Consider the following 12410-nt stretch of genomic DNA (forward strand, 5'->3'; position numbering starts at 1 on the left):
GGGTCCGACAGCGCGGCGCCGGATCAGTCGGCGAGGACCGCGAACCCCGGGTGCGCCGCGGGGGCCCCGGGAACTCCTCGCCGCGCCCGCCCACCGAGACCATCCCGGCCGCGACGTCCAGCACCGCCTTGCCCCGCGGTGCGGCCGGGAACGCGGGGCGGTCGGGATGTGCGTGGTCCGCTCGTCGACCGCGTCGTACCGGTCGTCGGACTCCGGCGCGCCCGCGACCTCAGGGGCGGCCGTAGAGGGCCGGGTAGCCGGAACCGGTGAAGTGGTCGGCGAACGGGCGGATCGCGGTGGCGAGCCGGATCAGCGCGCCGTCGCGTTCCAGCGCCTGCTGGATCACCGGCTGGTGGCCGGGGTGCGCGCCGAGCACCACGATCACCTCGGCGACGTGCTCGGCCTTCACCGCGTCACCGATCGGCGCGAGGCACTCGCGCACGGCCAACGCGTCGGTGCGGGCGATCCGGCGGCCCAGACCCGCCATCCGGGCGGGATCGGCGGCCAGCGCCGCGGTGAACCCGGGTACCGCGACCTCGTCCCGGGCCAGGTCGCCGAAGTCGGCGAGCAGCGACAACGACAACATCTCGTAGGCGGTGCGGATCCGCTCCGCCCCGATCGACTGGCCGTCCACGCGGAACGCCCGGACCAGCCGCTCGGCCACCGCCACCACGTCCCGCCGCCGCACGATGCCGTCGGCGTTGGAGTCGAACAACCGCAGTCGACGCGCGAATCTCTCGACGAGGTCACCGTCCGCCATGACGAACCTCATTGCGATCCATGACGCCCCCTGGAACCGATGTTATCGGTCGCGGACCGCCGGATCACTCCCCGAAGGGATGACGCCCGGGTCGTCCTTACCGCCTTCTTACCGTCACCGCGCCGCCCTTCCCGGCGGACCGATCAGCTCACCACACTCGGTCACGGCATGATCACATGGAGGTGATGGTGGGCGTGAACTGGAAGGCGACGGCGGTGGCGGCCGCGCTCGGCGTGCTCGCGACGACCGCGACGGCGGCCGCGGACACCGGTGGCTGGACGCGGGTCGCGGCGCCGGAATCGGGGCTGGAGTACCTGCTGGAGGACGTCAGCGCGGTCGGGCCGGACCTGGCCTACGCCGTCGGTATGGGTGAGAGCGCAGGCGGGCTGATCCTGCTGCGCTGGGACGGCTCGGCGTGGCGGCACGAGGAAGGCCTGCCGGAGCGGACGGGCTACTCGGCGCTGTTCGGCGTGCACGCGCGTGGCGGCGGGGTGCTCGCCGCGGGCCAGGACTGGGTTTCCGGCGCCATGCGGCCGCTGTTGTTGGCGCAGCGCGGCGGTGTGTGGACGAAGGCCGTCGGCGTCGTGCCGAACGGTGAGCAGGCCCGGTTGTCCGATGTCGCGTTCGGGTCCGACAGCACGGGCTGGGCGGTGGGTCGGGAAGGCTCGGGCCTGACCCGGCGCCCGGTCGCGCACCGCTGGAACGGCACCGCGCTGGAGCGGTTCGCCCTGCCGTCGGCGGGCACGTACGCCGGGGCCAAGGGCGTGTCCGGTACTTCGGCCGGTGACGTGTGGGCCGTCGGCACGGACGGCGGGCTCGCCGGTGCCGCGTCCCGAGGGGTGTCGTGGCGCTGGAACGGTGTCGCGTGGCGCGAGGTGCCGGTGCCGACCTTCGGCGCGCACCAGGTCGAGCTGACCGACGTGGTCGCGACGGGCACCGGGGTGTGGGCGGTGGGCCGGGCGGACGGCCGCCCGCTGGCGGTGAGCTGGACCGGTAGCGCGTGGACGGAGGTGAAGATGCCGCTCGCCGCCGCCGGGACCAGGATCAACGCGGCGGCCGACGACGGGCGCGGCGGCCTGTGGGTGGCCGGTGAGACCAAGGTGGGGTGCGAGTCGATGCCGTTCCTCGGCCACCACCTGGCGGGGGACTGGCGCACGGAGTCCCCGGAAGGCCTGGCGCACAGCTCGATGCGCGGCATCACCGCGGTGCCCGGCACGGCGACCGCGTGGTCGACCGGGCGGTACTTCCGGGTCGGCGGCTTCTGCTACGGCGGCTGCCGGGCCACGATCGCGGCGCTCGGCTGACACGCCGGCGGGTGGCGGACCCGTCGAGGTCCGCCACCCGCCGTCTTCCTCACCGTGTCAGGTGTTCACGGTGTCGGCCCTGTCGGCCAGGTCAGCCGTATCAGCTGAAGAACCGCACGCACTCGCTGGAGATCCAGCCGGTGCGCCCGTTGACCGTGGAGTAGTGCGCCCCGCCGTCGCTGCTGGAGAAGTGCACGCTCACCGCCTGGTCCCGGGTCGTCGAGACCAGGAAGTCCTTGAGCTGCCCGTTGTCGTAGGTCTTGTGGATGTCGGCGAACGAGCAGCTGATCACGGCCGCGTTGGCCGTGCCCGCGCCGCGCACGAACCGGGCGGCCGCGCTCTCGGCCATCGCCTGGCCGGACGCGACACCGTTCTCACCGTCGAACCGGAAGTGCACGCCCAGGTAGACGCGGCTGAGGGCGTTCTCCCGCGCGGCGGCGGTGAAGCTGGGGAACGTCCGGGTCACGCCGACCGCGTGCGGGTCCTCGGTGGTGGCGGTGAACGAGATGTCGTCGGTGCCGAAGAACGACCTCATCGCGCCCGCCCACGCGCCGCCGAACGTCGCGTGCCCGGAGGTGTAGGCGGGGAACGGCGGCGAGAACGGCACGCCGTTGCGGTCCTTGGACAGCGGGTGCCACGTCGTGTGCACGTGGGTGTCGGGGTTGCCGTCGTGCTCGGCCTGCGCGATCGCGGTTTCCGGCCGCCACAGGTCGATGTCGGTCTGGTACTTCGCGTCCCAGGCGACGATGCCCGCGTCACCCATGGCCAGGCCGACGAGCGCGAACAGCCGCGCCTTGGCCGCGGTGCCCAGCCCGCGCTGCTCGGCCACGATCTGGGTGTGCTCGAACAGCTGGCCCGGCGGCTTGTAGGTGCCGTCCAGGTCGTTGGCCCAGAAGTGCGCGGCCTGCGTCTGGTCCGGGGTGCGGACGTGGGACGATTTCTTGCCGTATTCCCGCACCTCGGTGAACTGGGCGGCGTACTCGGGGCTGGCCAGCAGCGCCGACATGCTGGAGTACCCGGCGGGCAGCGGTGGCCGGTGCTGCGAGCCGGACGTCATGGTGAACGGCTTGACCTTGCCCCAGTTCGGCGTCGCGGCCTGACCGGAACCGGTGGGCCGCCAGTAGCCCGGCTCGGTGCCGGCCGTGTAGGGCGTGTTGTCGTCCGAGCCGTCGTTGGCGCGTGCGGAGATCATCGCGGCCGCGGCCGCCTTGCCCACACCGGTGCCGTTGCCGGTGTCCGAACCCGCTCCGGCGAGCGCGCCCGCGAGCTCGTCGGTGAAGTCGACGCCGGGGAACGCCGCGGTCAGCGTGTCGTGCGCCGCGTGCGCGATGGCGTGCGTCACCGAGGCACCCGCGGCCTCGGTCTTGTAGACGTAGGGCTGACCGGTCGTGGTGATCGAGTTGACCGCGTCGTAGATGGCGGCGTGCACCATCGCACCGCCACGGGCCAACGGGCCGGGAGCCCCGCCGACCTCGCGGTAGGTCTGCAGCAGGACGTCGTTCCAGTACAGGACCGGGTCGGAGGCCGGCGCCGCGACCGCGGGCTGGACCAGACCACCGAGAGTGCCACCAAATGCCAGCGTCGTCACGGCCACGAGGCCGAGCCGACGTCTCGCCGTCGAACGACTCATCTCACTCCTCCGTCACGCACCTCTCGTCGCCCACCGGGCACGCCTGAACAGACCCAGGGCGCGCGAGCGCCGAGGGTGCGTGGTCGACGACGGGTGCCGGGCCCCTGCCGGCTGAGGTGCACGGCGACTTGATCGCCGTGATCACGAGCATCGTCCGCGGCGGCCGTCGCCGGGGAGGGCGAAGCGGACACCGACCGGAAGCGGCCGGCGACTGAGAGCGGTGACGTGGAATCGGGCCGGTAACGCGCGGAACCGGACCCGGCCAGTGGCCGAGTCCGGTTCCGTGGTGGTGCGGTCGTCAGATCCAGCCGAGTTGAGCGGCCGCGATACCGAGCGTGAGGCGGTTGCTGGCGCCCGCGCGCACGGCCAGCTTCTCCATGTTCCGGCGGACCGAGCGCGAGCTGACGCCCAGGATGCGGGCGATGGACTCGTCCTTGAACCCCTGCGACGCCAGGCGCAGGATCCGCCGCTGCACCGCGGGCAGCGGCCCGGTGCCGTCATCCTCGCCGCCGAGGGGGACGGCCTTGGCCCACAGCAGTTCGAAGTAGTCGGCGAGCATGGACACCATGTGCGGCGCGTGCACCAGCACCGCGCCCGACTCGCCGTTGGCGTCCAGGCAGACCAGGGCCACGTCGTCGGCGATCAGCAGATCGGTGGGCGGGTCCTCGCGGGTGAGCCGGTACTCCTCGCCGTCGGCGATGGCGCGGGCGATCAGCTCACCGGTTTCTTCGTGCTCGATGGCCTCCTTGGTGCAGATGTTGCGGCGGCGTACCCCGATCAAGGGACCGAGGTCCCGGTCGAGCACCGGTGTGTCGCCGTCGTGCGCGCTGACCCTTCGGCACTCACGTCGGGCTTCGCGGACGAGTTCGCGGCGTAAGGCGGCGATCTCGGCTTCCCCGGCGATCAGCTGGGCGGTGGTCCGGCGGTGTGGCGCGGACGCGGGTCTGGCGTACTCCGAACGAAGGTCTTGAGACAAGGTGCTCCCCCTACTGCTGCTTCTCCCCAGCGCGCCGCTCCCCGGGCAGCGCTTGATCGCGAGGTTAGGCGTCCCCCGCGGGCGCCGTCCACAAGATCGCTTCGTGGTGTTCGGAGCAAGGCACATTCGGGCAGAACGCCCAGTGCGACCCGGTCCGCGGCCGAACCGCCCGACCACCATGCCGTGCGCCAAGGTAGGATTTCCACCGGTGGTGAGGCTCGGCCCACCCCCGCGACCGGTGTCGACGACGTCCCGGTGCCGAATCCCCCTCCGGAACAGGAGCAGCGACGCGTGCCCATCCCGCCTCGTGCCCTGTCCTGCCCGCCGTAGCGGGCCGTCCACCCGAACCTCACCGACCGCCGCACCCCCGGCGGCCCACACCCGCGCACCCAACGGAGCGTGCCCGAGTCCCTACAGGTGGCCGTGAACCCCTCCGCATCGAACCCGAACCCCCGCCGCCCGGCCTGGCTGAACCCGAAAGTCCTGCGCACCGAGGTCCTGGCCGGGCTGGTGGTGGCGCTGGCGCTGATCCCGGAAGCCATCTCGTTCTCGATCATCGCCGGGGTCGCGCCGAGCGTCGGCCTGTTCGCGTCCTTCACCATGGCCGTGGTCATCTCGGTCGTCGGCGGGCGCCCGGCGATGATCTCGGCGGCCACCGGCGCGGTCGCCCTGGTCGTGGCGCCCCTCGTGCACGACCACGGTCTCGGGTACCTGCTGGCCGCGGTCATCCTGGGCGGGTTCGTCCAGGTGCTCCTCGGTGCGCTGGGCGTGGCCGGGCTCATGCGGTTCGTGCCGCGGTCGGTGATGGTCGGTTTCGTAACGCACTGGCCATCCTGATCTTCCTCGCCCAGGTGCCCGAGCTGGTGGACGTGCCGTGGCCGGTCTACCCGCTGGTGGTCGGCGCGCTGGTGGTGATGGTGCTGTTCCCGCGGCTGTCCGCGGTGGTGGTGGCCACGCACAACCTGGCCATCGGCGTGGTCGTCGGCTCGGTCGCGGCCTTGGCCGTGTTCGCCCGCCGGGTCGCGCGCGTGGCGGCGGTGGAGGCGCGGCGCGACGGCGACCAGGTCGTCTACACGGTCACCGGCGAGCTGTTCTTCGCCTCCAGCAACGACCTGGCGCACCGGTTCGACTACGCGGGCGACCCGGACCGGGTGGTCATCGACCTGTCCGCCGCGCACGTCTGGGACGCCTCGTCGGTCGCCGCGCTGGACGCCGTGACCGCCAAGTACGCCGACCGCGGCAAGACCGTCGAGATCACCGGCCTCAACCGGCACAGCGCGCAGCTGCACGGCACCCTCACCGGCAAGCTCGGCAACTGACCTCCAGCCCCGCGGGCACAGCCGGGCACGGCGTCCTGGTGGCCCTGTACCGGCAGTCCCGGCCCCGGCACACTGGAGATCGGCGGCGCTTCCCCCGTTGCCCGACACGAGGGGGAAGAAGCATGACCAGGTACCGGGCGGCACTGGCCGCCGCCGCACGAGGCTGGCCCGTGTTGCCGCTGCGCCCGCACGCGAAGCTGCCCGCCGTGCGCGGCTGGGACGACGAAGCCACCCTGGACCGCGACCGGATCCGGCACTGGTGGTCGCGCCGCGCCTACAACGTCGGCATCTCCTGCGGCCCGGCCGGGTTGCTGGTGGTCGACCTCGACGTGCCGCACGGCCGCGAGGCGTTCGCCCGCCGTGCCTGGCAGCACGGCGAGGAGGACCCACGCGACACGTACACGGTGGCGACGCCCAGCGGGGGAGAGCACCGCTACTTCCAGGCGCCGGACGTGCCGCTGGGCAACACCGTGGGCCGGATCGCCCCGCACGTCGACACCCGGGGCGTCGGCGGGTACGTGGTCGCCGCCGGTTCCGTGGTCGGCCACCACCGGTACCGGGTGGTGCGGGACGCACCGGTCGCGCCCGCGCCCGAGTGGCTGGTCGCCGTGCTGGCTCCACCACCGCCGGAGCACCCGCCCATCCCGGTCCAGCGGCCCTCGCCGCGCCGGGTCGACGCCTACCGCGCCGCCGTGGTCGAAGCGAGGCGGAACGGGTCCGCGAAGCCCGGCCGGGCGGACGCGCGCACATCGTGTTCACCGCCGCGTGCCGGCTCGGCGAGTTGGTCGGCGCGGGCTGGCTGGACGAGACCACCGCGACGGCGGTGCTGCTGGCCGCCGCCGCGCCCCACAACGGCATCGAGGGCTGGACCGAGCGGGAGGCGCTGCACCACGTCGAGAACGGCCTCGCGCTGGGCCGCCGCCGTCCCCGGGTGCTGCGTTAGGCCCTCAGGCGTCCGGCACGTCCACCCCGTCCCGGTCGGCCCACTCCAGCAACGGCTCCAGCGAGAACACCGCGTCGTCGATCCCGGCGTGCAGGTCACCCAGCTCCGCGAACCGGGCGGGCACCGTGGCGATGGTGAAGTCACGCGGGTCCAGCGAGTCGATCTCGTCCCACCGCACCGGCGTGGACACGGTCGCCTCCGGCACGCCACGCACCGAATACGCGCCGGCGATCGTGTGGTCGCGCGCGTTCTGGTTGTAGTCCACGAACAGGCTGCGCGGGTCGCGGTCCCGCCGCCACCACGCCGTGGTCACGTCGTCGGGCGCGCGCCGCTCCACCTCGCGGGCGAACGCCAGCGCCGCCCGCCGCACCTCGGCGAAACCCCACTCCGGCTTGATCCGCACGTAGATGTGCAGCCCCGACCCGCCCGACGTCTTCGGCCAGCCCACCGCGCCCAGTTCGTCCAGCACCTCGTGCGCCACGTGCGCGACCCGCCGCACCCGGTCGAACGGGCAGTCGGGCATCGGGTCGAGGTCGATGCGCCACTCGTCGGGCTTCTCCGTGTCGGCGCTGCGCGAGTTCCACGGGTGGAACTCCACCGTCGACATCTGCACCGCCCACACCACGTCCGCCACGTCGGTCACGCACAGCTCGTCGGCGTGCCGGTTGTACCGGGGGAAGTGCACCCGCACGGTCCGCACCCACGGCGGCGCGCCGGCGGGCAGCCGCTTCTGGTGCACCTTCTCCCCGGTCACCCCGGACGGGTAGCGGTGCATCATGCACGGCCGTTCCCGCAGCGCCCGCACGATCCCGTCGCCGACCGACAGGTAGTAGTTGGCGAGGTCGAGCTTGGTCTCCCCGCGCGCGGGGAAGTAGACGCGATCCGGGTTCGAGATCCGCACCACGCGGTCCCCGACCTCCAGCTCCACCGAAGGCACCTTTCCGGCCATGCGGGCAACCTAACCCGGATCGCGTCGATCAGCGCGTCACCAGCCTCCTCTCGCGGGTCGTGGCGGCGATCGCGGTGGCCGCGACGGCGACGGCGGCGCCCACGAGGGGGACGGCCGGGGCGTCGACCGCGCCGCCGAGCACACCGGCGCCCGCGATGCCCGTGTAGATCGCGGACGCGTTCAGGGCGAGCAGGAGGTTCGCCCGGTCCGGGTCCACCGCGACCAGGGCCGCGAACAGGGGCGGGTTGAACGCCCAGAACAGCGCGCCCCAAGCGGCCATCACGACGAACGCCGTCATTCCGCTGAGCATCGTCGGCAGCAGCACGAGCACCGCCGCGCAACCGCCCAACGCCACCAGCAGCGGTGTGCGCGGCCCGTGGCGGTCCGCGGCCACACCGCCGATCGCGTTGCCCAGCACACCGCCGACGCCGTAGGCGAGCAGGTGACCGCTGTCGGGTGGGTGGCCGGTGATCGGGCCGAGGTAGCCGTAGACGCTGAACGTGCCCAGGCACGCCAGCAGCGACACGGCCAGCAGCCGTTGCACGGGCGGGTCGGCCAGCGGCGCGAGCCGTTGCCGGACCCCGACCACCGGTCCGGGGCGCACCGGCGGCACGGCGGACCGCACCACCAGCACCGCGACCACGCACAGCACCGCCACCAGCACGAACGCCGCCCGGTAGCCGTGCCGGTCGGCGACGAACCGCCCGGCGGGCACGCCCAGCAGGGTGGCCGCGGTCAGGCCCGCCGTGACCACCGCCATCGCCTTGGCCTTGTGCGCCGGGTTGAGCTGGGCGGCGACCGCCGTGGCCGCCGGTGTGGCCAGCGCCGCGCCGAACGCGGTGAGCACGCGGGCGACCAGCAGCAGGTCGAACGTCGGTGCGAGCGCCGCCCCGACGTTGCCCAGCGCGGCGACCAGCAGGGCGGCCACCAGCAGGGCCCGTCGTTCGAACCGCGCGGTGAGCATCGCCAGCACGGGCGAGCCGACCGCGTAGGCCAGGGCGAACGCGGTGATCGTCTGCCCCGCCGCCGCGGTGGTGACGCGGTGGTCGGCGGCGACCTCGGTCAGCACCGCCGCGACGACGTACCCGCTGGACCCCGCCGCCACCGTCGTCGCGGCGAGGGCGGCGGTCCGGGCGCGCATCAGGACACCAGTCGGGGCGGCGCCGGGGTCAGGTAGGGCGTCAGGTCGGGTGGGCGGCGGCCGGTGAACGCCACCCGGTAGACGGTCTCGCGGACCAGCGCCACAGGTCTGCCCGCGCTGAGCAGGGTGGCCTGGCACCACAGGGCGGGCACGTCGTCGGGGTCGTCGGGCAGCGGGTCGGCGAAGTCGGGGTCGTCCGGCGCGCGGGTGGTGGTGGCGTAGTGGGTGGCCCGGCGGGCGCCGGTGACCAGCACGCCGAGCGGGGTGTAGCCGCGGGAGAGCTCCTCGCGCCCGGGTTCGTCCAGTTCGAGGCCGCGCTGGTGCACCAGCGCGGTGATCGCGGCCAGGCGCGGGCCCTGGTCGCCGAGGTGCGGCACCAGGTAGCCCTCGCGCCGCGTCACCTCCGTGTGCGGCGGTAAGCCGAGCAGGTGCGCCTGCCGGGGCGTGAGGTGGTGTCGGGTGTCGGGTTGCCGGGGGTCGCGGCGCAGGCGGTAGCCCACCCACAGGGACAGCACGCGGGTGAAGGGGACGGGTACGTCCCGCAGGAAGCGGGCCATGGTCTCGGCCCGGGCGCCTGCCTCGTCCGCGTGTGCGGCGGGTACGGAGTGGATCATCGGGGTGCACCTTCCGGTGAGGCCGCACACGTCGTTGTGCGGGCGTCGGTGCGATGGACACCACGATGAGGCCGCAGTGATGCGGAGACATCGGTCGGGTGACGGAGAAGATCGCGCATGTAGTCTACTGTGGACAGTCGAGGGTCGCTCGGTTTCACACCTGTGATCCACCGTTGACTGGCCGCCGCCGCGTCGGTACTGGTGGGCGATGGCCTTCAGTCGACGTCGGTTCGGTCTGCTCGTGACGGCTCCCGTGATCGCCGCCGCGGTGGGGAGCCCCGCCGTCGCCGCACCGGCCCGCACCGACGTGGTCGGCGCGCTGCGCCGGGCCGCCACGTTCCTCGATGAACGGCTGTCCTACCGCGGCGGGTACGTGTGGAGCTACCTGCCCGACCTCTCCCGCACGTGGGGTGAGCTGGAGGCCAACCGCACGATGTGCTGGGTGCAGCCGCCCGGCACGCCCTCGGTCGGCCACAGCCTGCTCGACGCCTACCACGCCACCGGCGACGGCACGTTCCTCCGCGCCGCCGAACGGACCGGGCTCGCGCTCGTGCGGGCACAGCTGCCGGTCGGCGGCTGGGACTACGTCCACGACTTCGCGGGCACGGCGTCGCTGCGCCGCTGGTACGCGACCACCGCCGCGAACGGCTGGCGGCTGGAGGAGTTCCGGCACCACCAGGGCAACGCCACGTTCGACGACGGCGGCACGGCGGCCGCGGCCCAACTGCTCCTCCGGCTGTACCTGGAACGCCGTGACCACCGGTTCCGCACCGCGGTCGAGCGGGCCATCCGGTTCGTGCTCAAGGCCCAGTTCCGGGGCGGCGCGGCGGACGGTGGCTGGCCTCAGCGCTTCCCACACCGCCCCGGCGCGGTGGAACAGACCCCGTGGCCCGACGCGCGCCCGCCGTGGCTGCCCGACGACGTCGGCCACGGCATGGAGGACGGCGACTACACCGGACACGTCACCTTCAACGACGACGTGCTCGGCGAGAACATCAAATTCCTGCTCATGTGCGCCGTCACGCTCGGCCGCCACGACCTGCTCGAACCCGTCCACCGCGCGATGCGCTGCCTGCACCGCCTCCAGCAACCCGGGCCGCAGGCGGGCTGGGGCCTGCAGCACCTGTCCCGGGCCGCGGGCGGACGACCGGCGGGCGCGCCCGCGGGCGCCCGGTCCTACGAGCCGAGGGCGCTGACCACCCACACCACCCAGACGAACGTCACCCAGCTGTTCCACTACTTCCGCCTGACCGGCGACCACTCCTACCTGGCCCGCGTGCCGGAGGCCGTCGCCTGGCTGGACACCTGCCGCCTCACCGACGAGCAGGTCGGCGAGAACCCCCTGCTGACCGGCCGCACGCACCCGACGTTCGTGGAACCGGGCACCAACCGCGCGAGGTTCGTCCACCGGTTCGGCTCGAACGTCCGCAACGGCGCCTACTACTACGACTACGACCACCGTTCGACGCTCAGCCACTACTCGGCCGGCCGGGCCGTCGACACCGATGCCCTGCGCGCCATCTACGACGAGCTCATGTCACTCACCCCGGCGCAGGTGGCGGACCTCAGGTCGAGGTCACCGCTGAGCGGCGGGCCGATCCCGCTGCCGCGCTACTTCTCCCTGCGCGACCTCGCCCTCACCGACCTGTTCCGGGACGCGCCGCAACCACTGCCGACCGTGACCGACGCCCAGGCCGAGGCCCTGGTGGCGGACCTGGGACCGAAGGACCACTGGCTCACCCCGGCCGCCACCGTCACCAACCCCTACCTGGGCAGCCCGCCCGCCGACCCGTACGACGGCACGGCGTACATGAGCAAGCACGTCGGCGACCCGCACGACACCTCGCCCTACGACCCGCGCACACCACCGGCGGAACCCCCGTACACGCCCACCGAACGCCCTCTGGTGATCAGCACGGCCGCGTACGTGGCGAACACGGGGAAGCTGCTCGCCTGGCTGTCCCGGTAATGCCCCTGAAAGCCGTCAGGAGCACCACTCGTCCTGGTGGAAGGGGTGCTACGCGGAGTGAACCGAACCCCTGGCCATGACCGGGTCGGCGAATTCCACTCGCGTGGCCGGGTGAAACCGGTGCGGCCCAGGGGATGGTGAGGCGTCGAATGGGACTCTGGGTCGACCGGAATCCGACGCACATCGATCCACTTTCGCAGGAGCATCGATGACCTCGCTCAGCGCCGAGAACACGTTCCACGTAGTCCGGACGACGGTGGCCGACACCATCGCCCGGGACGACGCCGAAGACGTCTTCGTCAACATCGCCATCCTGATCGACGCCGAAGGCATCATCGAGGCGTACAAAGGGCGGACCAGCACCCCCGATTCACCCCTCTCGCTGAACCCGGTCGCCAACTACCTGACCATGGCCGCCAGGCACAAGAACAGCGCGAGCGCGTGGGACGCGGAGTTGAAGATCACGATACCGAGGGGCGGCATCGTCCGGTGGCGTGAGGAAACCATGTCGTTCAACACGCGCTACCGCGCCCAGCTCTACCGGTACCACGCCAACGACGACGAGCGGATCCTGTCCGACGTCAGGGCGTTCGCCATTCCGGTGGAACTGCCCCTGCCGAACCGGGATGATCCCCTGAACCCCGCGACGTACTCCGGCTGGGACTACTACTGGCAGGCGAACGCCACGAAACCCGGCGACGTGACCTACCACTTCGACTTCATGATCCTGGACGACGAGAACACCAAGCTCGGCTACTACCGCTGGGACCCGTACGTCCACGTGACCTGATCGACGACCGGCACG

At 72.7% G+C, this 12410-nt stretch carries 10 protein-coding genes and 2 pseudogenes; 6 read left to right on the forward strand and 6 right to left on the reverse strand.

Annotated features, from left to right (window positions below; genetic code table 11):
- Positions 1-229: 229 nt before the first annotated feature.
- Positions 230-772: a hypothetical protein gene (locus tag A6A25_RS08545; protein WP_073887441.1), complete on the reverse strand. Its 543-nt coding sequence runs from the start codon at positions 770-772 to the stop codon at positions 230-232.
- A gap of 164 nt (positions 773-936) precedes the next feature.
- Here A6A25_RS08545 and A6A25_RS08550 point away from each other — a divergent pair, with 164 nt between their 5' ends.
- Positions 937-2064 carry a hypothetical protein gene (locus A6A25_RS08550; protein ID WP_073887442.1) on the forward strand — a complete coding sequence of 376 codons (1128 nt, stop codon included), beginning with the start codon at positions 937-939 and terminating at the stop codon, positions 2062-2064.
- Positions 2065-2164: 100 nt separating this feature from the next.
- Here the strand turns inward: A6A25_RS08550 and A6A25_RS08555 are convergent, their stop codons facing one another.
- Entirely contained in the window at positions 2165-3694 is a 1530-nt protein-coding gene (locus A6A25_RS08555) for a vanadium-dependent haloperoxidase (RefSeq protein ID WP_083668151.1), read from the reverse strand.
- A 298-nt stretch (positions 3695-3992) separates the two neighbouring features.
- A complete protein-coding gene (locus A6A25_RS08560; RefSeq protein WP_143193030.1) occupies positions 3993-4670 on the reverse strand; it encodes a hypothetical protein in 678 nt (225 codons plus the stop codon).
- Between the two features lie 468 nt (positions 4671-5138).
- On the opposite strand from A6A25_RS08560, the pseudogene A6A25_RS08565 reads away from it, so the two are divergent.
- From A6A25_RS08565 to A6A25_RS45305, 3 genes and pseudogenes are all read left to right on the forward strand, one after another.
- Positions 5139-5989, forward strand: a pseudogene (locus A6A25_RS08565) (SulP family inorganic anion transporter).
- A 122-nt stretch (positions 5990-6111) separates the two neighbouring features.
- A pseudogene (locus A6A25_RS45300) lies at positions 6112-6528 on the forward strand (bifunctional DNA primase/polymerase); the annotation flags it as partial.
- Between the two features lie 212 nt (positions 6529-6740).
- Positions 6741-6932, forward strand: a complete 192-nt coding sequence (locus A6A25_RS45305; RefSeq protein ID WP_241828552.1) for a hypothetical protein — start codon at positions 6741-6743, stop codon at positions 6930-6932.
- Between the two features lie 4 nt (positions 6933-6936).
- On the opposite strand, the gene ligD is transcribed toward A6A25_RS45305, so the two are convergent.
- The 3 genes from ligD to A6A25_RS08585 are packed head-to-tail and all read right to left on the reverse strand — an operon-like array spanning position 6937 to position 9636.
- Positions 6937-7881 (reverse strand): non-homologous end-joining DNA ligase, encoded by a 945-nt coding sequence (gene ligD, locus A6A25_RS08575; RefSeq protein WP_073887445.1) that lies wholly within the window; start codon positions 7879-7881, stop codon positions 6937-6939.
- 28 nt (positions 7882-7909) lie between these two features.
- Positions 7910-9022 carry an MFS transporter gene (locus tag A6A25_RS08580; RefSeq protein ID WP_073887446.1) on the reverse strand — a complete coding sequence of 371 codons (1113 nt, stop codon included), beginning with the start codon at positions 9020-9022 and terminating at the stop codon, positions 7910-7912.
- On the reverse strand, positions 9022-9636 hold the full coding sequence (locus A6A25_RS08585; RefSeq protein WP_073887447.1) for a hypothetical protein: 615 nt from the start codon (positions 9634-9636) through the stop codon (positions 9022-9024). Before A6A25_RS08585 ends, A6A25_RS08580 begins: the two co-directional genes overlap by 1 nt.
- Positions 9637-9877: 241 nt before the next feature.
- Here A6A25_RS08585 and A6A25_RS08590 point away from each other — a divergent pair, with 241 nt between their 5' ends.
- On the forward strand, positions 9878-11605 hold the full coding sequence (locus A6A25_RS08590; RefSeq protein ID WP_198932614.1) for a pectate lyase: 1728 nt from the start codon (positions 9878-9880) through the stop codon (positions 11603-11605).
- Between the two features lie 208 nt (positions 11606-11813).
- Positions 11814-12395 carry an AidA/PixA family protein gene (locus A6A25_RS08595; RefSeq protein WP_073887449.1) on the forward strand — a complete coding sequence of 194 codons (582 nt, stop codon included), beginning with the start codon at positions 11814-11816 and terminating at the stop codon, positions 12393-12395.
- Positions 12396-12410 lie beyond the last annotated feature (15 nt).

Source organism: Saccharothrix sp. CB00851 (assembly GCF_001905065.1).
GTDB lineage: Bacteria > Actinomycetota > Actinomycetes > Mycobacteriales > Pseudonocardiaceae > Actinosynnema.

Excerpts from the sequence above, each read along its gene's own strand:
- A6A25_RS08555 (WP_083668151.1), bottom strand. The coding sequence starts at position 3,694 with ATGAGTCGTTCGACGGCGAGACGTCGGCTCGGCCTCGTGGCCGTGACG.
- A6A25_RS08580 (WP_073887446.1), bottom strand. The coding sequence starts at position 9,022 with ATGCGCGCCCGGACCGCCGCCCTCGCCGCGACGACGGTGGCGGCGGGG.
- A6A25_RS08595 (WP_073887449.1), top strand. The coding sequence starts at position 11,814 with ATGACCTCGCTCAGCGCCGAGAACACGTTCCACGTAGTCCGGACGACG.
- ligD (WP_073887445.1), bottom strand. The coding sequence starts at position 7,881 with ATGGCCGGAAAGGTGCCTTCGGTGGAGCTGGAGGTCGGGGACCGCGTG.
- A6A25_RS08585 (WP_073887447.1), bottom strand. The coding sequence starts at position 9,636 with ATGATCCACTCCGTACCCGCCGCACACGCGGACGAGGCAGGCGCCCGG.
- A6A25_RS08545 (WP_073887441.1), bottom strand. The coding sequence starts at position 772 with ATGAGGTTCGTCATGGCGGACGGTGACCTCGTCGAGAGATTCGCGCGT.
- A6A25_RS08550 (WP_073887442.1), top strand. The coding sequence starts at position 937 with ATGGAGGTGATGGTGGGCGTGAACTGGAAGGCGACGGCGGTGGCGGCC.